Origin of the sequence: Shewanella aegiceratis (assembly GCF_019457495.1) — a bacterium.
Taxonomy (GTDB): Bacteria; Pseudomonadota; Gammaproteobacteria; order Enterobacterales; family Shewanellaceae; genus Shewanella; species Shewanella loihica.
The window spans coordinates 1,944,436-1,966,119 of record NZ_CP080416.1 but is presented as its reverse complement, the minus strand read 5'-3'; the positions used below and the strand labels follow the sequence as shown (position 1 = coordinate 1,966,119).

Below are 21,684 nucleotides of genomic sequence, written 5' to 3'. Positions count from 1 at the left end.
CCAAATAAAGTGTCGGCTACGCGACACTTTATTTATTAGTTGGTTTTTGACAAATGACTCAAACGACTTTAGTCGACTTGCTAGTCTTGATGTTTTTTCAAGCCAAGTACGTAACAGGCACCTTCTATGAGGGATTGGTGTTGAAGATGAAAAGCACTTCACCGTTTCCGGAGTTTCCGCCATAGGAAGTCGGGGCCTTGCTGTCCGTCCTGGTTGAAGGCATCGCGTAACTACCGCCACCGCCCCCGCCATAGCATCGGTAATCGTCCCCACCAGAAGCGTCCGTGCCATATACGGTACCACTGCCGCCGCCACCATAGCCGCCGCCACCGCCGCCACCGCCGCAGGTGGCCGGGTTACCGCCCTCGCCGCCTTTGCCGGCATTGACCGCCAGATTGGGGCCAGCGTTTATCCAGCCCTTTGATCCTTCGGAACCCGAACCTCCCGACGCTCCGCCGAATCCCTGATACCCGCCATTATGGCCATCGCCCCCGCAGGCCACGCCTTCCGTGCAATCGGTTCCGCCCCCGCCCATGCCGTTGGTATTGGTGAACCAAGACCCATCTAAAGAAGGCAGGCCATCGTAAAACGCGTTTGCGCCTACGCCGGTTGCCGATTTGCCAACCTGGCTTGAATACGCGAAGCCGCCGTTGCCACCGCCGCCGCCTTGCATAGAACCGCTGTAGAAGGCGCTGCCCTCGCCGCCGCCACCACCGCCGCCGGCGATCAGAACTATCTCGTTGTGCGGCAGGGAGCCGTCCGGCTCAAAGCTTGTCACGATCGTGGCAGCGCCTCCGGCCCCTCCGCTGCTATCGTGACTTCCCGCTTGCCCCAAGTAGTAGTAGAAAATCGCATTTCCGAAAATATTTCCATACTCGGTGCCTGTGGTTACCATCTGGGCAAAGCCTCCTTTGCCACCTTCTCCCGACCCGCCGCCTACTGAATTGTTAGTGCCGTTACCTCCTCCGGCGCCGATTGCCTGTATCCATAAGGTTGTATTCTCGTCTATGGCGCTGTTGAGGGGACTTGCCTGGGTTGCAATATTGGTCCAGAAAACCGCTTGATTACAGCTGGTATTTAGGCTGCAAACCACCTGGTTTGAATTGCCGGGGGCAAGAGAACAGGTTGCATCGCAGTCCTCGATAGCGTACGAAACCGCTCCACCCAGTTCGAAATTTGTCACAGCTGTGTGCATCTGGCCCACATCGTCCATGACGGTGAGCGTCGCCTGGTAGTTCCCCGAAACGTCTTTGACACCATTGGTTGAGGCGGTATCGGCGTAGGGGTGGACTTTCAGCGGCCCCCGGTTAGGCCCACCATCAATGGTAACCGGCCCATAGACGGTTTCGCCCGTATCCAGGTTTTTTACTGTGTAAGTATGAGCAATCAGTTTTCTCTCACCGCCTGCAACGGAAAAACTACCATCGAGTTCCATTCGGCCGGGCACGTTAGACGATTCCATTGCCGTCAGTCGCGCAGTCGGACCGTTTTCACTACCGTCACAGCCCTGCAGTGCGCCCATTGAGCAGGCCAGCACTATGAACGCTGGTTTCGATGAATGGGCGAAATTCGTCAACCCTGTGTACAGACGATGGATCCGGCTTAAAAAAGCTGGTGATAAAGACATTCGGTTTCCCCTTGATCTTCCTTTTTCCTGGGCGTTGTAACGATTCAGCATCGGCAAGGAAGGATTGATTTGACCATTTCCACAAATGGCCTTTTTTTGCCAAAAAATGAGTCAATCCAAGTTCCTTTTGTGCGACTAACTAAAAAGCCCCAGTGTAAGTCAATAATTTGATTGAAAATAAATGTGCGAAATACAGAGTTTTCCTTGGATTTCATCAAGGATGACCGCGTAACCTTGGTGCACAGGCAAACTGAATACCACGAATTCACCGCCAATGAAAACAAAATTGCAACATATGTACACTTCTGCTCTTTCGCATTCCTATGTTCACATCCCTCTGTTCAGGACATTAGTGCTTCCATGTACAACACCCGCCGGCCAGGCTATTGATTGAAAGATACGGCCTTCAACTCCACCATGTAGATACGAATGCAGGCATACGCTGGACTGACAATTAACAAAATGAGCGCCGAAATCGCTCACTAATCAATCACCAACAAACCCCAACTCAAGCCCCACCTCAACCCTCAAACCGCTAGTCAAAAACAATGCCAACTCCCTCACTTTCCACTCAAACAGAGTCAAAAAATAGATCCTTTGCTAATAAAATGACAGCGTCATTTTTACATACATAAGCAAGCGCTTAATAAATCTTAAGCCATTAAATACAAATGGTTACACAGCATAGTGATACACTGAAAAGCGGCAAAACATTGACAGTTTATTTCCTAAAAAAAGCGGCGTATAGTGCGTTTCTAATTTAGTGACACCAGGGTGAAAATCATGTTCCGCTTTACAATTTATTCCATCGTGGCCTATGCCTTCTGGCTGACCTTTGTCGACGTATCCAACTATTTGGGTGCGGAGGAAGAAGATGGCTGGCTGTCCACCATCAAGAGCGAGTGGGCCAGCTTTAAAAATGATGAGCCGCCACTGAACGCTAACTATCTCAGCAGCCAGGCCACTGATTGTCAGGCCAGCAACTCTTGCTATGAGCCGAGTGAGCCACTGGGCGAATAAACTCAAGCGAAGAACTTAAAGCGACAAACCGGTGAACAACCTCAGCCTAACACGCACTAAGTTTCGCCTTGCCATTACATCTTGGGATGACACTATTTCACCCTTTGGCTCATGCCAGAGTCACCCCAAGATGTCTGCTTTTGAATTAAAAGCCAGATTCATAGCCCAGATCATAGTTAGCGCCACGCCCAGTTCTAAACCCTAGTTCTAAATCTAAGTTTTAAACCTTAGCTCTAAACCTTAGCTCTAAACTCTAATTCTAAACCTTAGCACTCTCCCAGATGCACTATCGGAATTAGCCCAGAAAAATTCCTGCCAGGGTAAAGGCGCTCACTAGGGCGAAGAAGATCCACTGAAACAGGGAGCGAAATGCGCCCTTTATCTCGGCAAAGTATCCTATGTAGATCTGCCAGACCGCAAACAGCACGAAGTTCAGCGCGATAAACAGCAGCAGGCCATAGCTTTGCATGTTTGAGACCATGGAGAAGGAACAGGCAAGAAGCACCAGCGCCGAGAGCACCAGAAATACCGAGATGTAGTGAAACACGCAGTGCATGACAGATTTGGCGATGGGGTCGAAATCCGCCTCAAGCATAGGGGTTAAGAAACGTTTTTTCCCCAGGGTAAAATGGCCGACGCAGGTCAAGATGGCGATGATGCCGGCGATGAGAAAATAGATGTTCATCGAGTCTCCATGAAAACGGGCGAGTAAAGATCACCCTTATCTAGACCAGTCTAGTCGATTCCCTGTTTCATGCATGATCGAAAAAGAGTGCGCCAGCGCACTCTTTTCTTGAAATTTTGTCTGTGACAGAGGCGCTTACATGGTCGCCATGATCCAGTAGTCCAGACGCTCCTGCGGGTTGGCCATCAGCTTCTGACAAGGGCCCTTGTAGCGGTTCATCAGGCTACCTAGGTTGTGGTTGCTCGGCAGGCTGGCCTTCTGCTCGGCGACGGTTGCCGCTAGTTGCTGCTCTACCTTATCGGCATCCTGATACTTCTTCGCCAGCGTCACGGCATCTTCGCCAGACTGCTTAAGCCTTTCGCCCACAGGCTTCATCTGCGGCGCATTCATGCCTGAAATGGTCTCTGAGGCGATTTGGTAATAGGCGGCGCACTCCAGCACCTCTTTGTTAAATGCCAATTCGGCTTCTGAGGGGGCGGCAACGGCGCTATTGGCCATGAGGGCGAATAGCGAAAGTGTGAGAGTCTTGCGCATCAATACTGTCCTTGAGCAATGAGTTTGAACCATTTCTACTTTAGATGTCACTGAATATCAAGGTTATAGCCTAAAAATTCTTGCTCCAGCTGGAAGCCGAGCGACTCATACAGGGCCTGGGCCTGATGGTTATCTTTATGGGTTTCGAGAAAGATCGAGGCGATCCCCTTGGCCTTGGCATAATCGATGGCGGTCGTCATCAATCGCCGCCCCACCCCGACACAGCGGGCATGCTGGGTGACATAGAGGTCGCTCAGGATTAGGTTAGCGCGGGCATGGATAGAGCTGAAACTGGGATAGAGCTGACAAAAGCCCAGGCCATTGCCCTGAGCATCTAACATCAAGAAGATCACCGCATCCTTGCGCGCCAGTCTGGCATTGATAAACTTGTTGGCCAGGTCGATATCGCTCGCCTGACCATAGAACTGACGATATTCGTTAAACAGACCCGCGACAACGGCCGCATCTTCCAAACTTGCCCTGCGTAATTCTCCCGACATTTATCCTCCCTGATATTTTGGTTAATTTATTGGTTTTCTAGATACTGACGCATTCGAAACTTAAGGTTTTGCTTCACGCTTGGCCACTCTGAGGCGATGATGGAGTAGACCACAGTGTCCCTGATGGTGCCGTCTTTCAAAATGCGGTGATTGCGCAACACGCCATCTTGCTTGGCGCCCAGGCGGGTGATCGCCTCGCGGGAGCGCTGATTGTGCCAGTGGGTACGAAATTCCACCGCAATCACATCTAAGGTCTCGAAGGCGTAGGTGAGCAGCAGGAGTTTACACTCGCTGTTGACCCCGGTGCGCTGGGCGCTCTTGGCATACCAGGTATGGCCTATCTCGATGCGTCTGTGGGTCTGATCCCATGACATCAGGCGGGTACAGCCGACAATCTCCCCTGAGTGTCTGTCTCTGACAGCAAAGGCCAAGGCCTCACCGCGCTGCTCGCTGGCCAGAGCCTGCTCGACATAGGTCTTCATCTCATCGGGATGGGGCGCCGAGGTGTACCAGAGGTTCCACAGCTCGCCGTCGCTTACCGCGATGGACAAGGCGGGAATATGCTCTTCCTGCAGCGGCTCTAACACCACACGCTCACCACTTAAACAGCCTCTCAATGCGTCCTGACTCATGTTGATGCTCCAATGGGTTTGTTATAACAAAGCCATATGACCGATAGATGAAATTGCCTGTCTAGCCTGCGGCCTTGTTTACTCGCGATGACCTTTTTACAAGACTGCTTTTTACAAGGCTGCTTTTTACAAGACTGCTTTTTACAAGACTGCTTTTTACAAGACTGCTTTTACAAGACTGCGACCAGATAGTTTCTAAGTTTGTTTACAAGCTAGATCACGAGATTGCTAATACACACGCTAACAAAATAGCCAATTTAATTAAAGTGTTATCTTGTAAAGTAATACTTCGTCACCCTCGCCCCAGGCGATTAGCTCCTGACACTCGAAGCCGAGCTTCTCAAGCAGCGCCCTGGAGGGACCATTGCGTTCTTTCACTATGGCCAGCAGGCTGCTTAGCCTGAGCGCCTTAGCATGGGCTAACACGGCGCGGCTGGCCTCGACCGCATAACCTTTACCTAAAAATTCCGGCAACAGGGCATAGCCAAGGTCGATACCGGGCAGCTGCTCGCGGTTCACCAGGCCGGCCACGCCGACGGGCTCGCCACTTTGCCTGAGCTCGATGCAATACATGCCATAACCATGTTCCTGATAGCTGTTGATCGGCCCTTCGATGAGGTGGTTTTCCGCCTGCGCCAGGGTGCGCACGCCGCGATCGCCTATGTTGTCGAGAAAGCCCTGACTGTTGAGCAGGGTCAGCATAAAGGGGGCGTCTTTTACTGTCATTTCACGTAAGACAAGACGCTCTGTTTCTAGGGTAAGCAATTCATTCTCCTAGGTTACTTTCGCATTGGGTGATCTCGACTATACTGTGATTGGTTCTACATAGGAAGTGGTTCTAATGACACAACACGCGCCGAAAATCAGTCAATATCATGTCATTGCGGCAGTGGTCGCCGCCGAGCTCAATCAGACACTTAGCTACTGCAAACAGATAAATCTCACCGCCAGCAATGCCCAGGCAGCTTCGGCGCGGGTGGGCAATGCGGCGCTCGGTTTCAAGGCGCTAACCGGCTTCATCGACGATCTGGCCTCCTACACCATGAAGGCGGCCACCGACATCAATCAACTGGCCCACCAGGCCAGTCGACTCGCCACAGAGACAGCCCGGGCGGCGGTTGCTCTAAATCATTTTCAGCAGGCGAAACTCAAGGCCAATGGCGCGCCCTATGGCGACACCATCAACCCGGCCGTCGCCGCGACTCAGACCCATCACAGCAAGTTACAGCAGGAGTTTGATCGTCTCATCGACAAGATGGAAAACCAGCTGTTTGAGCTGAAACGCAACCTGCGCACCGCCAACATACTGGCCTCCATCTGCCGCATCGAGGCCTGCCGGGTCGACACCGCCAACCAGACCATATTTAACGACGTGGCCAACCGGGTGGATGATGTGGCCCAGTTGATCCGACGCCGGGTCGACCATGCCATTACCCTGTTTGGCAACACAGCCCCCTGATCCCCCTTTTACCGAAAAGCTAACGACAAGGAATCGCACCATGAAGAGTGAGCTGATCATCGAAACCCCTACCCACAAATGGCTCTACTTCGGTCGCGACCCCGAAAAACCCGATAAGATCATCGACACCAACCAATACATGGTGGTGAGTAGCCATCACGCCCTGTTGATGGATCCCGGCGGCATAGAGCTGTTTGCGGCCATGCTGGCCAATATCGTCAAGCATATCCCCCTGAGCCAGCTGACCCATCTGTTTGCCTCCCACCAAGATCCGGACATCATCTCCTCCCTCGGCCTGTGGGATCAAACCCTGCCCAAGGCCAAGCTCTACTCTCCCTGGCTATGGGAAGGGTTCATCCGCCATTTCGGCATGAATAACATCAGCTACGAGCCCATCGCCGACAATGGCGGCAGCGTGAGCCTAGATCAAGTTGAGCTGCAGTTTATTCCCGCTCACTACCTGCATGCCTCGGGTAACTTTCATGTGTATGACCCTGTGACTAAGGTCTTGATGAGCGGCGATATCGGTGCGGCGCTGGAGGATCCCCAGGCCGATATCTATGTGGACGATTTCGAGCAACACTGCGCCAAGATGGCGTACTTTCATCAGAGGTGGATGCCATCAAACCGTGCCAAGAATGATTGGATAAAGCGGGTACGCAAGCTGGATATTCAATACCTCTGCCCTCAGCACGGCAGGATCTTCCGCGGTCCCCAGGTAAAGCAGTTCCTCGACTGGTTCGAGGCCCTTAATGTGGGTGTGGGGGTATAAATAAGAATATAGGCAAGAGTAGGATAAGAGTGTAGAGAAGGCATTCAGAATGGGGCTAGCGGCAACATCTAGCTCCCCTCTTCCGGCAGACAAAAAAATGCCCGCAGCAAGCGGGCAACACAATCACTTAGGGTGAAAACCTTGCATAGGTAGGATGCAGGCTCCCCTTAACTTTGCCAGTTTTTACTGCCCTGTAAACCCGACCAAAGTCGAAGCTATGGCACCTGGCTTCACATTCTCGCCGTATTAGAGGTAACGCACCGCAGAGTCGGCCGATTTCTGCGGCTTTAACGGGGCCTTCACCGCTGGCGTGCCCAGATAGAGGAAGCCCACTATCTGATCTTGCTCGCCCAGACCCAAGGCCTGATGCAGATGACGATTAAAGGCCAAGGGGCCGGTGCGCCAGATGCCGCCCAGTCCCAGGGCAAAGGCGGCCTGCTGCATCGCCATACAGGCGCAGCCCGCAGCGATATGTTGCTCCAGTACCGGCACCTTAGGATGCTCGGTTACCTTGGCCACTACAGTGACTACCATGGGGGCGCGCATCGGCATGTTGGCCGCCTTAGCGACCGCTGCCTCATCGCCACCCTCCTTTTCCATCGCCTCTACAAAATGGTCAGCCAGGCGCGTTAGGCCATCGCCCTCGGCGACGATAAATTCCCACGGGGTGAGACCTGCATGGTCCGGCACTCGCACCGCGGCGTTTAAGATCTGTGTAAGCTGCGCCGCATCGGGCGCCGGGGCGACTAGTCTGGGGCAAGACTGCCGTGTCAACAGAAGTTCGATCGCATCCACAAAGATTATCCTGTCATTAATACCGACCTCGAGGGTAACAAATTGGCAAAAAAAATCCCACTGAAACAGTGGGATTTACACTTGATGACGCCGGGTTAAGCCTTGGGCTGATACTTGCGGGCGATCCAATAATCCAGACTGGTGTAACGTCCGCCACCGATGATCAACAAGGCAAACAGCATAAACAGATAGGTAACGGCAAACTCGATGCCGTTGTTAAGGATCACAAAGTTACCCGAGGAGGTCAGCCACTCATAGTGACCATGTTCTTGTAGCAAAGATTTAGCCGCTGCGAGCTTCTCCGCCGAGGCCATCACCTGCTCGTTGGCCAGCCAAGAGCTGGGATCGGCGATAGCCAACCAGCCATTTTTCCAATGCACGCTAAAGGCCGCCACCGCCATGGTGACCATCAAAGGGATGGAGATCAACCGGGTGGCCAAGCCCAGAATTAGCAAGAAGCCACCAACAAACTCGCTGCCGGCCGCCAGGGCCACCATCACCTCGGGCATGGGCAAGCCCAGGCCCCACTCGGCGTTACCAAACCAGGCCGCCGTGTCGCTAAAGTGCGACAGCTTGTTGTATCCTGCCTGCATCAGCACGGGCGCCAGGTAGAGCCTAAGTGCCAAGGCGGCGACGCCGTCGAGCTGGGCGATCCCCTGGGTAAATTTAGCGTACAGTTTCTGCATAACCTCACTCTCTCATTATTTTGTCATTACCTAATAGACCCTTAGCTAATCATTTAAATTTCAGCAAGGAGCAACAAAGGTAAAAAAAACTATGTCCTGAACGAGATGAGACAGGCGAGATGAGACAAGCGAAACGAGACTGGCGACTTAAAATAAACGAGGAGAGATAGCGTGATAAGAATCTTGCGTTAACCCTGACGGGTTAACAGACTCGGAAACAGAGTAGAACGACAAAATACGCGTTAGCCGACCAGCACCATGAAATCATCAAAACATTGCAGGTAGTCGCTCACGCTGTGTGGCAGGCTGGCATCTGACTCGCCCTGCTTCTGCGGCACTGTCTTCTCCACCGACTGCTGCACTGTCTTCTGCACAGTCTGATTCAATATGCCCTCACCCTGACTTGCCATCAGCAGTGCCCAGCAGGCGGCGAAGTACCAATAGAGTGCTAAAGCGCTGGGGATGGCCGAAAGCGCCTTGTCGTTAAGCTTAGGATGGCCATTCAGGTAGCCGAGGATCAGCCTGTGGCGCTGCTCACTAGAGAGCCTGTGGGTTGCCAGCACGCTGGCGAGATCCACCAAGGGATGCGAGCTACAGGCGTATTCATAATCGATACACCAGAGCTTCCCCTGGCTCATCAGAAGGTTGTGGGGGTTGAGATCCCTATGGCTATACTGTGGCGCTAACTCACAGGCATTAAGCTGCTCGAGCACGACATCGACCCGCACCTGGTGCGCCTTAAGCGCTTGCCATCGCGTCTTCCAAGGCTCGAGATAGGTGATGGGCAGATCACTGCTCCCTGCTGCATCAAGGCTGGCTTTATCTGTGCTAGCCGCATCTAGGCTTTCGGCAATCATCTCTAGCTGGCCAATGTAGCGCTGACACTGCTCTGTCACCGAGATGGGATTATTGGGCAACGGCAATTGAGCTAGCCCCTTGAGCAAATCAAGCAGCAACACCTCGGCATCCGGCCGGGTGACGCACTCATCCTGCAGCGGATGGGGGGGGTTGGCCGTCATCAAACGGCTCCAATCTTCGCCTGTGTCGATGAAACGGCTAAGATAGACACTATTGCCCTGCGCCACATACAAGAGCGCTGGCGCGAGGCCTTGCTCTTCTGCCAGGCGCCAATTCGCCACCTCATGGTCGCGGGCGCTGATCTGGCTGCTGGCCTGACTGTTGATCCGCAACACCAGCTGCTGGTTATCGCAGCTTAGATGATAGTTTTGGTTGCTCAGTCCCCGCGAGAGCACATGTATCTGTGTGCTCTCATTCAGTGGACAGCCAAGCTCAGAGAGCTGCACCTTAACTTGTTCGTGAAGGCTAACGCTCAGGCGCGCTAGCAAGGTGCTATTCGCGTCAGCACTACCGTCAGCCGACATCAGATCTCAGCCTCGACGAACAGTACGGCAAGACTCGCCCTAGTCATAGGAGTAGTCGCCCTGACTCGGCTGCTGCATGCTGGTGCGCCATAGGAAATAACCCCCTATCGCCATGCCTACATACAAGATGAACAGCATAGAGGTGAGCATCAGTCCCTTGTTGAGATAGAGGTAGATGGAGACAAAATCGATAACCACCCAGTAGAGCCAGTTCTCCAGCACCTTGCGCGCCACCAGATAGGTGGTCATCACCGCAAAGCAGCTGGTTGCCGCATCGAGATAGGGGTACGATGCCTGAGTGTGGGTCGCCATCAAATGGCCGACCACCAGGGAAACCACGGTTGTCGCGACGATCAGGTAGAGATGCCGTCCAAGCGACCAGCTGACCACCTCGACCCCGTGATCTTCACCGCCGCCATAGCGCCACAGCCAGAAACCGTAGCCAGCCATCGCCATGTAGTAGACGTTGAGGAGCGACTCCATCAGCAGGGAGACCTCCCAAAACAGCAAAGTGTAGATGGCGGTGCTGACAAAGGCTGCCGCCCAGCACCAGATGTTGCCGCGCATCGCCAGCGCCAGATAGGCCAAAGCCAAGACCACGGCAACCGCCTCCCACGCCGTCATCGCATTGGCCTGTTCGAAGGCCTGAGTCAAGGTGCTAACCAATGCGGACCAGAAATCTATCATAGGATGTGTGTTGCTCCCTTTTTGCGCCTTAAGGCCCTATTCCTGATGGGACAGGTCCAGCTCGCCACCGATAAACTTGACAACGAAGACCGCCTTGCCCCACTTCTCGTGAGCGGCTTCCATCTCGGTGGCCAACATCTGCATCACCTCGCCATATTCGCCACACACCTGAGTGGCCATGGCATTGGTGCGGCGCTCGATATTGGTGTAAGTGTCAACCCGGCCGATGAACCACTTGATGGGATCGATATAGCTATCCTTCAGGGGATACATGCTGATTTCAGCGGTTAATTTCATCTTCACTCCTTAAGGGGGCGAGTCCTGCCCGCCCCTACAACGATTAGCAACAGCAAAGCGCCAATTACATAAACTTGACGTTGACAGTGACACCTAACTGGCGAGGATCGCCGTAGCGGATATATTGCTTATCGGCCCAGCCGTTATCCGGCTCGTTACCGAAATAGAAGCCGCGCACGCCATACTTCTCATCAAACAGGTTGCGCCCCCAGAGATAAGCCGACCAGGTCTCTGTCTCGTAGCCGACACGGGCATTGAAGATAGTATAGGGCTCTGACTTAGAGTCGTTGCTGTCTGAGTAGTAGAACTCGCTCTTGCCACTGGTAGTTAGGTTGGCAAACCAGCCCAGATCGCTGCGATAAGTCGCGCCCGCGCTATAGGTAAGATTAGGTGAGTGAGCCAGTTCGCGGCCAGTGAGATCCACCAACCCACCGTACTTATCCTGATAGGCGTAATCGCCGTAGGCGGTCTCTAGCCAGCCAAGCGTGCCGTATAACTTAAGATTATCAGTGGCATACCAGTTAGCTTCCAGCTCGGCGCCATAGTTGTGTGAGCTACCGGCATTTTCGATGTAGAGGATAAACTTCTGTGGCTCGTCCGGATTTTGCTGCGAGGCAGAGACCTGCTGATCGCGTCTGTCCATGTAAAACAGCGAGAAGTGAGTGGTCGCGTCGCCATCTAGCCACTCTGACTTGAGGCCCAGCTCATAGTTGTACAGAGTCTCGGCCTGGAACTCCTTTTTATCGCTCAGGGAAGTCGGCAATGACATATTAAAGCCACCCGCCTTATAGCCACGGGCGATACGGGCATAGGCCTGTTGACCTGGACTGAGTGTCTTGCTCAGTGCGATATGACCGCCCCACATGTTCTCAGAGGGATCGAAGGCATCTTTATCCGAGTCGCTGTAGTCGCTCTCGCGGCGCTCCAGACGGGCACCCACTGACAACGCGTAGCCATTGCCTAAGTCGCTGTCTAACTGGGCGAAAACTGCCAAGTTAGTCGCTTCATATTCGGCCAAGAGTCTGTCTTCCCAGCCGTTATAAACTTCGAGAGTGTCGTTGTCTTCGGTGAGTCTCAGACCATAGACGCCCACCAACCAATCGGTGCTGCCATCGAAGATACGTCCCGCCTCGGTGGAGCTCAGACGAAACTCCTGAGACAGCGTGGTTCTGTCACCCAGCTTGTTCCAGGTGTAGTCGTATTGGCAAGGTTCACCCTCGCAGCTGCGGGCCGCCCAAAACTCAGGGTTGGCCCAGTCACCGTCGTAGCCGTGGTGAGTATCACTCTGAGCCATTGAGCTTAGTGAGACCAGCTCGAAGCTGTCGGCGCCTGAGTAAGTCAACTTAAGCGAGCCACCCGTGGTGCGCTGCTTGTCGACACCCGGCTCATCTGTGAGGGTATCGAAACCGTTGTTGTCCAATGTCCAGGCATCGTAGCCGTTGTTAAAGTCGGCGTGCATCAGGCTGAGATCGGCCACCAGATCGTCAGTGGCATACCAGCGCAGCTTGATGCGACCGGTAAATTCATCTCTGCCGTTGGTGTCGTCACGGCCCAGGTAAAGGTTGTCGCGATAGCCGTTCTGCTCATGTTGCTGCAGCGACACGCGATACAAGAGCTTGCCCGAATCGCTTAATGGACCTGAGCTGAAGCCGCTATAGGTGCGCAGGTTATCGTCACCCAGTTGCAGCTCGGCGCCATGCTCGAATACCGAGGTAGGATCGTTACTCTTAAGGTAGATAAGACCGGCTAAGGCGTTGGCGCCATAACGCGTGCCCTGTGGACCGCGAAGCACCTCGACCTGCTGCAGATCATACATGCTGGAGATCATCCCAAGGCCCGACATGTCGATGTCGTCTATGATGTAGCCAACCGAAGAGTTAGGTGCGCCCTGATACTCCTCCTGCTCGCCCACACCGCGGATCTGGAAATATTTCGCCCGTGAGCTGCCGCCAGACCAGTTGAAGTTGGCGATGCCGTTGAGTACGTCTTCAAAGTGCTGGGCGCCCTCGTCTTCGATCTGTTGTTGATCTATGACGCTGATGCTAGAGGGCATCTTGTCTAGGCTAGACTGGCGAAAATCGGAGGTGACGACTATCACTTCCATCTCGTCGTTGGCTGGCGGCGTATCGCTCGCCATCAGGCTGGTATGAGTTAACGCCGCCGTGACGGCAAGGGCGATGGGTGAATAAGATTTTAATGTAAACATAGGACCTCAAATCAATATTGAGATCCGGCACTTAAGAAAGCGAGAAAGAATGCACAGACAGATTGTGTTAAATCTAGTGATGTGGCCCATTCCTACGCCGGTATTAGCCGGATCAGGTTCTAAGGGTTCGTCCCGCGGACATCTCAGTCAATCGCTAAGCTATGGCTTGGCGTTAACACCCCTTGGCGAGGCCGATTATACATGACTCATACAAAGAGTTGACATATTTAACGCAATATTTGCGCGTGATCCATAAAAAAACGCCAGCATTGCTGACGTTTTCATCAAATCATTCGCTCGACTCATTCCTGAAAGCGATTTTTAATTGGAAATGGCCTCGCGCACATAGAGTTCACAACGCACTGCAGTGGCATTGGGGGACAGCGCCGTCACCTGCATCTGCTGCTTGCCATGAAGCTTAAGGGACTTCCAACTCACCCCCTCATCCTCTACCGTCGCGCCATTGATATCGTACCAGGTGAACTTATATTGCAGGCGCTGATCCTTTGGCGACTTACTGATGATGGTGCCTCGTGCTCTCAAGAAACCCGCCTCGGCTTGAGTGGTCACCGCGCTGACATCCACGTCTGAGTGGAAGGAGCCGTTATCGACCCGCACCTCACCGGTGGAGCTGGTCATGATGCCGCCGGTATGCGGCGCACAGGCGCTCAGTCCCAGCAACAAGCAAGCTAACACTAATCCTTTGTTCATCACTATTCTCCTTACGCTACACCTTAATGTCTATTCAATCAGAAAATGAGCGCGGGCGGTGGCAATCAAGGCCTTACGGTTGGTTTGCCAGCAGTTGATGTTTACGTTCGCCACACGGCGTCCCTGACGGGTGATCTTACACTCGGCAAAGCTATCTCTGTGATGGCCCGCCCTCAGGTAATCGATTGAGAAATCGACGATTTTTGGCACCTTAGTGGTCTGCATAAATACCATCAGCTGCACGATCGCCGACATCTCCATAAAACCGGCGATCACCCCGCCATGAATGGCCGGCAGGGTTGGATTACCGATATTTTCATCTTTCTTAGGCAACTGAAACACCAGCTCGTCACCGAAGCGCGCCACCTGCATGCCGATAAACTTAGCATAAGGTACATGCGCCAACAGGTGACCGAAATCGTTGAGTTCTGTCGCCTTCTTAACGATATCTTTAACGTTTAATGCCTGATTGGCTTCTGGTGTGACCATAGTCATTTCCCCTCTCCCATCAAGGCCTGTCTGAAGGCGTCGCCCACCATCTCGGGGCTGATACGCATGAAAGAGCCCACCGCATGGGCGATAGGATCGTCGATAGAATCCTGATAGGCGATGGCACGGGTAAAGGCCACGCTCGAGGAGAGCTTGTAACACTCGGCAAAGCCATAGACGCTCTTGTTGGGCTCGGCGGGTTTCATGTAGTCTACCCGCAGATCCAGCGTCGGCGATAACTCAAGTGACTTGTACTTATCGAAGATGTTGCAGACCACGGCTGTGCCGCAGGCGGTGTCCATCAGGGTGGTGATCACCCCGCCATGTATCACGCCTGTGTCTGGATAACCGATAAGCTCACTGCTATAGGGCAGCTCGATCAGCACATGCTGCTCGCTGGCTTCGAGCACACTGAGCCCAAGTCGGCGACACTGCACTAGCTGACCGACGAAGCGAGTCGCCAAGTCTGTCAGCGGGAAAAAATCAGGGTTTGTCTTCATTACTCTACACAGTCCAAGAATCGTCTGGGATTAACGCGACACTAGCGGCCCCAGGAAATCACCGCCTAACAGGTGCATATGGATATGGAAGACTTCCTGACCACCATGCTTATTGCAGTTCATGATGAGACGATACCCATCCTCAGCGATGCCTGCTTCATCGGCCAGCTTGGCCGCTACCGTCATCATGCGGCCCAAGGCCTTCTCGTCCGATGCCTTGACATCGTTAACCGTCGGGATCAGATGATTGGGGATGATCAGAATATGGGTTGGCGCCTTCGGCTGAATGTCACGAAAGGCGGTGACCAGTTCATCTTGATACAGAATATCGGCGGGAATTTCGCGTCTAATAATTTTACTGAAAATGGTCTCTTCGGCCATTGCACTATCCTCGATATGACGTTAATCCTGTCAGTATACTCACAAATAAGCTGTTTGTGATCCATCATATAAATAAAGGAGTTAACTCAATCAACGAGTGATGAATTTTTAGCTCAGAGAATGAAAGAGCCCACCTGAATAACCAAGTGGGCCCTATGACAAGTGGGCACTATGAAAAGTGGGCGCAATGAGAGTAGGCAGCGTAATTAGCAGCACTGCCCTGAACACGGGCGCTCACCACATCGATGTTAGCGACTATTTAATCGAATGCTAATCTATCGCTGTTCATCTTATCTTGCTGTTTGAGCTGCTTGAGATCCTCGCGCTCGGCTTCGATCTGCAATAACTTAGGCGCCTTGAATGTCAGCTTGAGATAGGCATCTTGACGGGTCTTGGCCACCTGCTCCAATGACACATTGGTGCCATCGTCGGTATAGCCATACCAGCGCTTGCCGTAGCAGCTTCCCTGCAACACACATTTATAAGAGCTCATCTCACTGCCAATGAACTCTGTGGTTTGATAGCCGGTATCGACTAGCGATTGCTTAATAAAATTAAAATCTTCTTTATAGTCATCATCATACAAGCCATAATTTCTGCTTGTCATGATGACTTTTAACAGCCCATGTTGCTTGTCGGCATAGAGCACATAGTCCCTGGCTAGAGACAAAGACTTAGGCAGTGAATGGGTTTCAACCCGAAGCTCATCTCCCTGGCGTGTGACCTCGCCATACTGGCTGACGTCTTCACCCCAGTTCAGCCCAAAAGGCGCCATTCCATGTGCATAAAGCGGCGCTAACACTACTAACCATGCTAACTTCTTCATCGTACCTATTCAGCAAGTCAAAAACTTGACAAATTCTACCCTATTGGGCTGCGACACGAAACTAAACTCAATTAAAAACCTATAAAAAATAAAAGGTTAACCAAAGTTAACCTTAAGTAACATAGATGTTAAATTTGAACCCACCAGCATCATACAAAAGTGCTAAGCGCTATGCATACATGCATAGCAAAGTATGATACAAAGCAAAAACAGCCTTAGCTTTGATTGATTTTTGCTCGCACCCTGGCCTCGGAATGGGCTTCTAACCAATATTTTTGTAACACTGGACTGCGCAGACCACTGGGCTGATCGGCTAAATTCCAAGCACCTTTCCAGATCCCATCGGCAATCATATGCACTACGGCACTTTCGATGGCCGATGCCACGCACAGACTTACAGGCTCGTTTGAGGTATAGCCAAGCTCAGACTCAAGCAGCTCCTGGGCATCGATAAATTTAAACACCCCTGCGGTGATCTCTTTGGACAAGATAGACTTAGTGGTGGTCACACTACTCAGTAAACGGCCGGTGCGAATATCCACCGCCCTAAGGTTGACTGTCACTGTATCGACACGAAACTGAGTTGCCGCGCCTATGCCCAGGTAGCGGGCACCGGCGCCACCAGTTCTGACATTGGTGTCATAGGCAACTATTCCGCCTTCCATCAGGATCTGCGCCGAGTTCAGCTGAGGCAGTTTGTTGGCATCGCCGTTAAGCCCGGCCCTGACAATCTTACGTTCGGTAAGTAGATTCTGTAGCCCCTCACGCTCGACGGGAATAAACCATCTGGAATCATTCAACGCCTGGGCCAGAAATGCGGTGCCACTCTGGGGCACGGCGGTAGAAAAGTTACTCGACGGAATTGGCTTATATTGACCTGTCTGATCGCGAAAATCATACACGGCGGCCAGCATCACCCCTTGGGGTGCAGGCAGGTTGATGAGATCATAGTAGCTCTCGCCCTTGGGCATCAGGCTCGAAGAGGCTTGCACCTGTTCAAGCTCACTTGTGCTAGAACAGGCCGAGAGAAATAACAGGCCAGCGGCCATCAACAAAGGTTTCATCGTTAGCCACCCACACTCGAACTGTCGCTCAACCCACCAACTTCGATCACCGTGGTCTCACCGGTTAACAGGTCGGTAATATGCACCAGTAGCATGCCGTCTTCGTTGACCACTTGGATCTCGAAGTCCGTGGTCTTGAGATAGCCCTCACCGCCATTGGCCGCATCGTTAAAGAGTTGGCTCATCAGACGAGACTCAAGGGAACTTGCCATGCGCTCGAGGGCACTGGGGGGTGTATAACCTGAGCCACCCTTGTGATCGTTCTGCGCCGAGGCATTTGCCAACAGGTAGGAGCCATTGAGATAACTGCCACCAAAATTGGGATTTACTGGGGTATAGATAAGCTGCGTCGCCTGAGAGCTCAGGCTGAACGCACCCGCCAATAGCAGGGCTATCGGTCGAAAAGACTTAGCTTGATTCATTGAAAATGTCCCTATTAGAATTCATCAGGCGCTAAATCGGGATCCAACCACTGAGCCCAGCTAGCCTGTTTCTTGTTTTGCTTCAATATACTGTCGACGCGCCTGGCCACCTGCTCCGCCAGCTTATCCAACTGCCGGCTCGCCGGTGACACCACAGTCACAAAGATAGGTTTGCGATTGTGTAACACGCTGATCTTGCTACCACTTCGCGCAGTGGCCAGCTCGACAATACTCAGTCCACCGTGCTCCGTCATGCCGCCTATATCTCGATAGGCGGCGACAAATTCACGATAAAATCTGTGTCCGACGCGGGTCATCGCGCGGTTGAGGATCAGTCCATCGATGAGATCAGACTCCAGCCTGGGCGGTGCGTCACTCGTGCTCTGCGCCGCCAGCTTGCTGTCTTCATCGACATCGGACCCCTGACAATAAACAGGAGCCGAAAAGGCCGCTAACAGGAGCAAGCGGCCCAGGTATTTCACTGCTGAACCTCATGCAGATGAGTCTGTGCCCAGGCAATAGCCTGTCCACGACTTGAGACACCAATCTTTCTAAACACACGATAGAGATGCGTCTTGATGGTGCTCTCGCTGACAAACAACTGATTGGCGATATCCACGTTAGTGCTACCCGAGAGTAATGCCTGCAGCACCTCTCGCTCACGAATCGTCAGGTTATCGGCTCCGTCGAGCTGCTCCTGATCCGCAGAAGCCGACAACAAAGCATGTGGGATCACCGTCTGGCCGCGTAGCACATTGGCTAAGGCCTTGCCTATATGCTCAAGGGAAGCATCGCCATAAAAGACGGCGGCGGTAATGGGGGAAATTAAGAATCTTGCATCTATCTGTTTCGGATAGTGCAAGAATACCACGCGGGCGCTGTGGCGCTTCTCGATCTGCTTTTGTACCTGGTAGGCACGCTGCACATCTATGGTGGCGAGATCGATAACGACCAAAGAGTAATTCCCTTCACTCATAGTCACTTCAACACTCTCGGGGGAGACCTTAGCCAGTTTAACCAGAAACTCCTGGGGCCAACGCGTCTCCAACAGATCAATCAACAGTTGCGATCGCGATACCACTACCCAATTTATCACTTTGAACATCCTGCTCACTCCATGTCGCTAGTTATAAGCGTATTCCATTAAACCGACACATATAATAACAACTATAGAATTAAAAATAACATCTTAATTGCGCCAATTTTATCAAGCCCTACCAGAATATCTGTTTGAGGTGAGATCCCTTCACCTTATCTTTCACCGCCTTACTGCTAAGGCTAAGGAAGGTGCGAATAAGTCCCGTGCTTGCTCTGCGTGTGCTTAAAGTGGATAGATGCAAGGCACAGTTTGCAGCGAATGGCCCTAGTCCTTCGCAAGAACTGTAACGCAGCAAATACCGCTGTAAGCCTCGCCCTGCGGGGCTTTGCGACGACTTGTTCGCACCTTCCCTAACGATAACCCTGAGTCACACTTGCTCGCTGTGCATTCCCCCATTGGGTCACAATCACCCCATGACCCGAACCGTTTTGATAGATGCTGACCTCATTGTCATAACCGCTCTGTTGCACATAGGCCTGGTTATCGCTGCCCCGCTGCTCAGCTACCAGAGACAGGTTTGTCCCAAGTTGACTGGCGATCAGGCTGTTGTTGACCCCCACCTGCAACAGGCTGGCCTCTATCGCCTCCCCTTGCTGCAGCAGATACGCCTGATTGCCGATCCCTTGTTGCAGCAGCTCGGCGCTGTTGGCCACCCCAAATTGGGTAAACAAGGCGCGGTTCGCGTCGCCGCTCTGGGTGATATCGGCCTGCAGCGCATCCCCAAGCTGCATGATGCTAGCATTATCCCCCTGGGCCAACTCATCAAGACTACTGAGATCATCTGCCCACGCAGGCAAGCCAGCAAAAAGCATCGCTAACAAGAACAATCGGCTGATTGCCTGACGCCAGGCAAAATGCCCGGCCTTAAAGACTGCTTGCATCAAATTTGTTTCCATCCGTGGCGCACCTATCTGTTTTTATGGCCAAGATTATCTATCTAAGACGAAGGACTTACGTCCACAAAGAGTATTAAGTCCCGCTAGACAAAGTATCTATTCAGGCAGCAGGCCTAATACTTTTCTACTAATGGAAAATCTCAAAAGATTGGATCTAGAGATGAGTTCGGCGATAAAGCCCGCAGGCTAGTGAAGGCTTATCAGCCATATACCCGCCTTTTAGCAGAAACTGTGCACCGTTGGCCTGGGCTATTGGAATCGATTAATGATAAATGGAGAGTTGAACTCGCAGATCTAGCTAATATTCCAGTCACGAGTAATAGAACAGAGATAAAGTTGCCGATGGCAGATACAAAAACACCGGCAACTTGCCGGTGTTTGTCGATTATCCTGTAATGAAAATCTTATTTCTTCAATACAGAGTCTGCGGTGCGGCCATCGTCGTGGCAGCTATCACAGGCTGGGCGATCGCCCACGTTTGAATCGTGTGGCGCGTGACAGTCGGCGCACATCAGATTACCGTCGTGTGGCTTATGCACTGCGTCCATCTCGGCTAGCGTACCGTGACAGCTTTGGCACTGCTCAAATTCGTGAGCACCATCGGCAGATGGTTCACCATTGGCGTGACAGGCTTCACAGCCTTCCATCTCAGCATGCATCTCTGCAAGTTCTTGAGGCTCAGCCATTGCCGCTGGAGACAAGGCTAGCGCCGCCAAACCAGCACCAAATAACGCACTTAGAATTTTATTGCTCACGATAATTTCCTCTCTTATGTTTGGCGATGTGGGTGTAGTTTTTATATCCCATCGTGCCTTGTTCCTAATTGCACAACTTAGCTTAAAATAGCTAAGGTTTTGCAAATAGGCAAATTTCTCTTGCGGGCATACTAACAATAGCAACTGCTTAAAAATGTGCACTTAATCAAATATCTATGCCGCAAGCCTCATACTCACAGATAAACATGATCTGCATCACACTACTGCTATGCAAATGAGCATTTATCATTGCCACCCAGAAAAACAAAAATCGTATTTGCAAAGAAAAGATACAAAAAACGGAAGCCTAGGCTCCCGTTTTATCAATCGACAATCGATTATTGTGCGCGCAGTGCTTCGATACGCTTTTCAAGTGGTGGATGGCTCATCATCAGTTCGGCCATGGACTTCTTACCATTGATACCGAAAGCTGCCATCTGTGCTGGCATGGCACCGGTTTCAGGGCCTTGACGCAATCTGTCCAGCGCCGCAATCATCTTATGCTTGCCTGCCAACTGAGCGCCGCCGGCATCGGCCTTGAACTCACGAACACGTGAGAAGTAAGCCACTATCATAGACGCCAGGATACCAAACAGCATATCCAACACGAAGACTACTGCCATGTAGGCAAACATGCCCAGGCCTTCGCCCTCTTCGTCGTTGCTGGCAACGAAGTTATTGATAATGCTAGCCACCACGCGGGCCGCAAAGATCACGAAGGTGTTAACCACGCCTTGAATAAGGGTCAGGGTTACCATGTCACCATTGGCCACATGGCTCACCTCGTGGGCCAATACGCCTTCGATCTCATCTTGAGTCATGCCGTAAAGCAGTCCGCTACTGACGGCGACCAGCGAGTTGTCCTTGCTGGGGCCTGTGGCAAAGGCGTTCAGCTCGGGTGACTGGTAAATGGCCACCTCAGGCATCTTGATACCTGCCTGCTCAGCCTGACGTGCAACGGTATCGACCAACCAACGCTCCATGTTGTCACGCGGTGTAGTGATCACTTCACAGCCCATGGTCTTCTTCGCCATCCACTTAGAGATCGCCAAGCTGATAAAGGCGCCGCCGAAACCGAAGATGGCGGCAAAGACCAATAGTCCGCCCATGGTCGAGGTGTTAACCCCTAAAATAGACATCACAATTGAAGCGACCAGCAAGATTGCCATGTTTGTCGCGATCAATAAGAAAATACGCTTCATGTAAGCTCCTATAAGCCCTGTATGAGACACCCTATGTGTCATCAGCCTCTCTTAACG

27 protein-coding genes and 1 riboswitch are annotated in these 21,684 nt (G+C 52.4%); of the genes, 3 read left to right on the top strand and 24 right to left on the bottom strand.

The features are described from left to right. Positions 1–124: 124 nt before the first annotated feature. The gene (locus K0H80_RS08880) at positions 125–1,627 is read right to left on the bottom strand and encodes a hypothetical protein (RefSeq protein ID WP_220073740.1); all 1,503 of its coding nucleotides are present in this window, start codon (positions 1,625–1,627) and stop codon (positions 125–127) included. Positions 1,628–2,410: 783 nt separating this feature from the next. Here K0H80_RS08880 and K0H80_RS08875 point away from each other — a divergent pair. Next, a complete protein-coding gene (locus tag K0H80_RS08875) occupies positions 2,411–2,647 on the top strand; it encodes a hypothetical protein (RefSeq protein WP_220073739.1) in 237 nt (78 codons plus the stop codon). Between the two features lie 295 nt (positions 2,648–2,942). On the opposite strand, the gene K0H80_RS08870 is transcribed toward K0H80_RS08875, so the two are convergent. The 5 genes from K0H80_RS08870 to K0H80_RS08850 form a co-directional block, all read right to left on the bottom strand. Continuing rightward, positions 2,943–3,332: a hypothetical protein gene (locus tag K0H80_RS08870; RefSeq protein ID WP_220058355.1), complete on the bottom strand. Its 390-nt coding sequence runs from the start codon at positions 3,330–3,332 to the stop codon at positions 2,943–2,945. A 135-nt stretch (positions 3,333–3,467) separates the two neighbouring features. Then, positions 3,468–3,866 carry a hypothetical protein gene (locus tag K0H80_RS08865; RefSeq protein ID WP_011865545.1) on the bottom strand — a complete coding sequence of 133 codons (399 nt, stop codon included), beginning with the start codon at positions 3,864–3,866 and terminating at the stop codon, positions 3,468–3,470. Positions 3,867–3,913: 47 nt separating this feature from the next. Further along, positions 3,914–4,366, bottom strand: a complete 453-nt coding sequence (locus tag K0H80_RS08860; RefSeq protein ID WP_011865544.1) for a GNAT family N-acetyltransferase — start codon at positions 4,364–4,366, stop codon at positions 3,914–3,916. A gap of 26 nt (positions 4,367–4,392) precedes the next feature. Next, positions 4,393–4,998: a GNAT family N-acetyltransferase gene (locus K0H80_RS08855; protein ID WP_011865543.1), complete on the bottom strand. Its 606-nt coding sequence runs from the start codon at positions 4,996–4,998 to the stop codon at positions 4,393–4,395. Positions 4,999–5,259: 261 nt separating this feature from the next. Beyond that, entirely contained in the window at positions 5,260–5,763 is a 504-nt protein-coding gene (locus K0H80_RS08850; RefSeq protein ID WP_220058358.1) for a GNAT family N-acetyltransferase, read from the bottom strand. Positions 5,764–5,839: 76 nt separating this feature from the next. Here K0H80_RS08850 and K0H80_RS08845 point away from each other — a divergent pair, with 76 nt between their 5' ends. Both K0H80_RS08845 and K0H80_RS08840 read left to right on the top strand, forming a co-directional pair. Further along, positions 5,840–6,457, top strand: coding sequence for a chemotaxis protein (locus K0H80_RS08845; RefSeq protein WP_220073738.1), 618 nt, complete (start codon positions 5,840–5,842; stop codon positions 6,455–6,457). 40 nt (positions 6,458–6,497) lie between these two features. Further along, entirely contained in the window at positions 6,498–7,229 is a 732-nt protein-coding gene (locus K0H80_RS08840) for an oxygen-binding di-iron domain-containing protein (protein ID WP_220073737.1), read from the top strand. A 246-nt stretch (positions 7,230–7,475) separates the two neighbouring features. Here K0H80_RS08840 and K0H80_RS08835 read toward each other — a convergent pair whose 3' ends face one another. The 18 genes from K0H80_RS08835 to htpX form a co-directional block, all read right to left on the bottom strand. Beyond that, a complete protein-coding gene (locus K0H80_RS08835) occupies positions 7,476–8,024 on the bottom strand; it encodes an NAD(P)H nitroreductase (protein ID WP_220073736.1) in 549 nt (182 codons plus the stop codon). A gap of 95 nt (positions 8,025–8,119) precedes the next feature. Further along, entirely contained in the window at positions 8,120–8,710 is a 591-nt protein-coding gene (locus tag K0H80_RS08830; protein ID WP_011865538.1) for an HvfX family Cu-binding RiPP maturation protein, read from the bottom strand. Positions 8,711–8,952: 242 nt separating this feature from the next. Continuing rightward, positions 8,953–10,092: a phosphotransferase gene (locus tag K0H80_RS08825; RefSeq protein ID WP_220073735.1), complete on the bottom strand. Its 1,140-nt coding sequence runs from the start codon at positions 10,090–10,092 to the stop codon at positions 8,953–8,955. 39 nt (positions 10,093–10,131) lie between these two features. Further along, on the bottom strand, positions 10,132–10,779 hold the full coding sequence (gene pnuC / locus K0H80_RS08820) for a nicotinamide riboside transporter PnuC (RefSeq protein WP_144198952.1): 648 nt from the start codon (positions 10,777–10,779) through the stop codon (positions 10,132–10,134). 36 nt (positions 10,780–10,815) lie between these two features. Beyond that, a complete protein-coding gene (locus K0H80_RS08815; protein WP_220073734.1) occupies positions 10,816–11,076 on the bottom strand; it encodes a YkoF family thiamine/hydroxymethylpyrimidine-binding protein in 261 nt (86 codons plus the stop codon). Positions 11,077–11,140: 64 nt separating this feature from the next. Beyond that, positions 11,141–13,282, bottom strand: coding sequence for a TonB-dependent receptor (locus K0H80_RS08810; RefSeq protein WP_220073733.1), 2,142 nt, complete (start codon positions 13,280–13,282; stop codon positions 11,141–11,143). A gap of 72 nt (positions 13,283–13,354) precedes the next feature. Continuing rightward, a riboswitch (TPP riboswitch) is annotated at positions 13,355–13,475 on the bottom strand. Between the two features lie 128 nt (positions 13,476–13,603). Further along, positions 13,604–13,993 carry a YcfL family putative periplasmic lipoprotein gene (locus tag K0H80_RS08805; protein ID WP_220073732.1) on the bottom strand — a complete coding sequence of 130 codons (390 nt, stop codon included), beginning with the start codon at positions 13,991–13,993 and terminating at the stop codon, positions 13,604–13,606. A gap of 30 nt (positions 13,994–14,023) precedes the next feature. Continuing rightward, entirely contained in the window at positions 14,024–14,488 is a 465-nt protein-coding gene (locus K0H80_RS08800; protein WP_011865532.1) for a PaaI family thioesterase, read from the bottom strand. After that, entirely contained in the window at positions 14,485–14,982 is a 498-nt protein-coding gene (locus tag K0H80_RS08795) for a PaaI family thioesterase (protein WP_011865531.1), read from the bottom strand. Before K0H80_RS08795 ends, K0H80_RS08800 begins: the two co-directional genes overlap by 4 nt. A 30-nt stretch (positions 14,983–15,012) precedes the next feature. After that, positions 15,013–15,363 carry a purine nucleoside phosphoramidase gene (gene hinT / locus K0H80_RS08790; protein ID WP_011865530.1) on the bottom strand — a complete coding sequence of 117 codons (351 nt, stop codon included), beginning with the start codon at positions 15,361–15,363 and terminating at the stop codon, positions 15,013–15,015. Positions 15,364–15,622: 259 nt separating this feature from the next. Then, complete coding sequence (locus K0H80_RS08785) at positions 15,623–16,138, bottom strand: hypothetical protein (protein ID WP_220073731.1); 516 nt, start codon at positions 16,136–16,138, stop codon at positions 15,623–15,625. Positions 16,139–16,404: 266 nt separating this feature from the next. Then, positions 16,405–17,253: a CsgG/HfaB family protein gene (locus tag K0H80_RS08780; protein WP_220073730.1), complete on the bottom strand. Its 849-nt coding sequence runs from the start codon at positions 17,251–17,253 to the stop codon at positions 16,405–16,407. Between the two features lie 2 nt (positions 17,254–17,255). Further along, on the bottom strand, positions 17,256–17,675 hold the full coding sequence (locus K0H80_RS08775) for a curli assembly protein CsgF (RefSeq protein WP_220058368.1): 420 nt from the start codon (positions 17,673–17,675) through the stop codon (positions 17,256–17,258). A gap of 14 nt (positions 17,676–17,689) precedes the next feature. Continuing rightward, entirely contained in the window at positions 17,690–18,157 is a 468-nt protein-coding gene (locus tag K0H80_RS08770; RefSeq protein WP_220073729.1) for a curli production assembly/transport protein CsgE, read from the bottom strand. Next, entirely contained in the window at positions 18,154–18,780 is a 627-nt protein-coding gene (locus K0H80_RS08765; RefSeq protein ID WP_220073728.1) for a LuxR C-terminal-related transcriptional regulator, read from the bottom strand. The genes K0H80_RS08770 and K0H80_RS08765 overlap by 4 nt, the downstream gene beginning before the upstream one ends. A 344-nt stretch (positions 18,781–19,124) precedes the next feature. Next, positions 19,125–19,655: a curlin gene (locus K0H80_RS08760; RefSeq protein ID WP_258406214.1), complete on the bottom strand. Its 531-nt coding sequence runs from the start codon at positions 19,653–19,655 to the stop codon at positions 19,125–19,127. A gap of 419 nt (positions 19,656–20,074) precedes the next feature. Beyond that, entirely contained in the window at positions 20,075–20,425 is a 351-nt protein-coding gene (gene cctA / locus K0H80_RS08755; protein WP_011865523.1) for a tetraheme c-type cytochrome CctA, read from the bottom strand. Positions 20,426–20,763: 338 nt separating this feature from the next. Beyond that, entirely contained in the window at positions 20,764–21,627 is an 864-nt protein-coding gene (gene htpX / locus K0H80_RS08750) for a protease HtpX (RefSeq protein WP_220044998.1), read from the bottom strand. Positions 21,628–21,684 lie beyond the last annotated feature (57 nt).

Excerpts from the sequence above, each read along its gene's own strand:
- K0H80_RS08800 (WP_011865532.1), bottom strand. The coding sequence starts at position 14,488 with ATGACTATGGTCACACCAGAAGCCAATCAGGCATTAAACGTTAAAGAT.
- K0H80_RS08825 (WP_220073735.1), bottom strand. The coding sequence starts at position 10,092 with ATGTCGGCTGACGGTAGTGCTGACGCGAATAGCACCTTGCTAGCGCGC.
- K0H80_RS08860 (WP_011865544.1), bottom strand. The coding sequence starts at position 4,366 with ATGTCGGGAGAATTACGCAGGGCAAGTTTGGAAGATGCGGCCGTTGTC.
- K0H80_RS08880 (WP_220073740.1), bottom strand. The coding sequence starts at position 1,627 with ATGTCTTTATCACCAGCTTTTTTAAGCCGGATCCATCGTCTGTACACA.
- K0H80_RS08810 (WP_220073733.1), bottom strand. The coding sequence starts at position 13,282 with ATGTTTACATTAAAATCTTATTCACCCATCGCCCTTGCCGTCACGGCG.
- K0H80_RS08805 (WP_220073732.1), bottom strand. The coding sequence starts at position 13,993 with ATGAACAAAGGATTAGTGTTAGCTTGCTTGTTGCTGGGACTGAGCGCC.
- K0H80_RS08865 (WP_011865545.1), bottom strand. The coding sequence starts at position 3,866 with ATGCGCAAGACTCTCACACTTTCGCTATTCGCCCTCATGGCCAATAGC.
- K0H80_RS08785 (WP_220073731.1), bottom strand. The coding sequence starts at position 16,138 with ATGGCGCCTTTTGGGCTGAACTGGGGTGAAGACGTCAGCCAGTATGGC.
- pnuC (WP_144198952.1), bottom strand. The coding sequence starts at position 10,779 with ATGATAGATTTCTGGTCCGCATTGGTTAGCACCTTGACTCAGGCCTTC.
- K0H80_RS08795 (WP_011865531.1), bottom strand. The coding sequence starts at position 14,982 with ATGAAGACAAACCCTGATTTTTTCCCGCTGACAGACTTGGCGACTCGC.
- K0H80_RS08845 (WP_220073738.1), top strand. The coding sequence starts at position 5,840 with ATGACACAACACGCGCCGAAAATCAGTCAATATCATGTCATTGCGGCA.
- K0H80_RS08830 (WP_011865538.1), bottom strand. The coding sequence starts at position 8,710 with ATGCAGAAACTGTACGCTAAATTTACCCAGGGGATCGCCCAGCTCGAC.
- K0H80_RS08765 (WP_220073728.1), bottom strand. The coding sequence starts at position 18,780 with ATGTTCAAAGTGATAAATTGGGTAGTGGTATCGCGATCGCAACTGTTG.
- K0H80_RS08815 (WP_220073734.1), bottom strand. The coding sequence starts at position 11,076 with ATGAAATTAACCGCTGAAATCAGCATGTATCCCCTGAAGGATAGCTAT.
- K0H80_RS08870 (WP_220058355.1), bottom strand. The coding sequence starts at position 3,332 with ATGAACATCTATTTTCTCATCGCCGGCATCATCGCCATCTTGACCTGC.
- K0H80_RS08775 (WP_220058368.1), bottom strand. The coding sequence starts at position 17,675 with ATGAATCAAGCTAAGTCTTTTCGACCGATAGCCCTGCTATTGGCGGGT.
- K0H80_RS08875 (WP_220073739.1), top strand. The coding sequence starts at position 2,411 with ATGTTCCGCTTTACAATTTATTCCATCGTGGCCTATGCCTTCTGGCTG.
- hinT (WP_011865530.1), bottom strand. The coding sequence starts at position 15,363 with ATGGCCGAAGAGACCATTTTCAGTAAAATTATTAGACGCGAAATTCCC.
- K0H80_RS08840 (WP_220073737.1), top strand. The coding sequence starts at position 6,498 with ATGAAGAGTGAGCTGATCATCGAAACCCCTACCCACAAATGGCTCTAC.
- K0H80_RS08780 (WP_220073730.1), bottom strand. The coding sequence starts at position 17,253 with ATGAAACCTTTGTTGATGGCCGCTGGCCTGTTATTTCTCTCGGCCTGT.
- htpX (WP_220044998.1), bottom strand. The coding sequence starts at position 21,627 with ATGAAGCGTATTTTCTTATTGATCGCGACAAACATGGCAATCTTGCTG.
- K0H80_RS08855 (WP_011865543.1), bottom strand. The coding sequence starts at position 4,998 with ATGAGTCAGGACGCATTGAGAGGCTGTTTAAGTGGTGAGCGTGTGGTG.
- K0H80_RS08760 (WP_258406214.1), bottom strand. The coding sequence starts at position 19,655 with ATGCAAGCAGTCTTTAAGGCCGGGCATTTTGCCTGGCGTCAGGCAATC.